Origin of the sequence: Kitasatospora sp. NPDC057542, from assembly GCF_042801945.1 — a bacterium.
GTDB lineage: Bacteria > Actinomycetota > Actinomycetes > Streptomycetales > Streptomycetaceae > Kitasatospora.
The window spans coordinates 1-1,648 of sequence record NZ_JBHVFE010000817.1 but is presented as its reverse complement, the minus strand read 5'-3'; the positions used below and the strand labels follow the sequence as shown (position 1 = coordinate 1,648).

1 protein-coding gene is annotated in these 1,648 nt (G+C 73.7%); it reads left to right on the top strand.

What is annotated here, in order from left to right; genetic code table 11:
- Window positions 1-93: 93 nt before the first annotated feature.
- Window positions 94-1,593 (top strand): aminopeptidase P family protein, encoded by a 1,500-nt coding sequence (locus ACFU7Y_RS43800; RefSeq protein WP_380772037.1) that lies wholly within the window; start codon window positions 94-96, stop codon window positions 1,591-1,593.
- Window positions 1,594-1,648 lie beyond the last annotated feature (55 nt).

Here is a 1,648-nt window from a genome sequence, read left to right as displayed (position 1 = left end):
CGTCCGTACCATGGACGCACGGCCGCCCGCGCGTGTCGCGATCCGACACCTCCCCCGAGGGCGGCGGTACCACCCCCCAAGGAGGCGTTGCACGTGACCGAGGACCGTACCCCCGCGGTGGCCGAGAACCCCGAGGCCGAGGGCGGCGAGGAGCCGGAGCAGCACAAGGGCCGCAAGAACGGCCTCTACGGCGAGGTCTCCGACGAGCTGGCCGCCTCGATGAAGTCCGGCTGGGCCGACACCGAGCTGCACGGCCTCGCCCCCGTCGCCCAGGCCCCGTACGCGGCCGAGCGCCGCGCCGAGCTGTCCGCCGCCTTCCCCGGCGAGCGCCTGGTCGTCCCGGCCGGCAACCTGCGGGTGCGCTCCAACGACACCGACTACGCGTTCCGCGCCTCCAGCGAGTACGTCCACCTCACCGGTGACCAGACCGAGGACGCGGTGCTGGTCGGCGAGCCGACCGGCGCGGCCGGCCACGAGTTCGTGCTCTACCTGCTGCCCCGCTCGAACCGCGAGAACGGCGAGTTCTGGCTGGACGGCTACGGCGAGCTGTGGGTCGGCCGCCGGCACAGCCTGAGCGAGCAGGAGCAGCTGCTCGGCCTGCCCGCCCGCGACGTGCGCAAGGCCGCCGAGGAGCTGGCCGCGAAGGCCGCGGACTCCGCCGTGCCGACCCGGATCGTCCGCGGCTACGACGCCGGCCTGGAGGCCGCGCTCGCCGACGCCCTGGACGCCGACAGGGACGCCGGGTTCAAGGAGTTCCTGAGCGGTCTGCGGCTGGTCAAGGACGAGTGGGAGATCGGCGAGCTGCGCGCCGCCTGCGACGCCACCGTCAAGGGCTTCACCGACGTGGTCCGCGAGCTGGGCCAGGCCGTCGCCACCTCGGAGCGCTGGATCGAGGGCACCTTCTGGCGCCGCGCCCGGGTCGAGGGCAACGACGTCGGCTACGGCACCATCGCCGCGGCCGGCCCGCACGCCACCACCCTGCACTGGGTGCGCAACGACGGCGACGTGCGCCCCGGCGAGCTGCTGCTGCTGGACGCCGGCGTGGAGACCAGCACCCTCTACACCGCCGACGTCACCCGCAGCCTGCCGATCAACGGCCGCTTCACCGAGCTCCAGCGGAAGATCTACGACGCGGTGTACGACGCCCAGGAGGCCGGCATCGCCGCGGTGAAGCCCGGCGCCCGGTTCCGCGACTTCCACGAGGCCTCGCAGCGCGTCCTCGCCGAGCGACTGCTCGCCTGGGGCCTGCTGGACCCGTCGGTGTACGACGTCGAGAAGGTCCTGGAGCTCGGCCTCCAGCGCCGCTGGACCCTGCACGGCACCGGCCACATGCTCGGCCTGGACGTCCACGACTGCGCCCACTCGCGCCGCGAGGAGCACGTCGACGCGCTGCTGGTGCCCGGCATGGTGCTGACCGTCGAGCCCGGCCTGTACTTCCAGCAGGACGACCTGACCGTGCCGGAGGAGTACCGCGGCATCGGCGTCCGGATCGAGGACGACATCCTGGTCACCGCCGACGGCAACGAGAACCTCTCGGCCGGCCTGCCCCGCCGGGCCGAAGACGTCGAGGCCTGGATGGCCTCGCTCGTCTGAGCCGGAGCGCGCACGAGCACGCAAGAGGGCCCGGCCTCCCGAGCAGTGGGAGGCC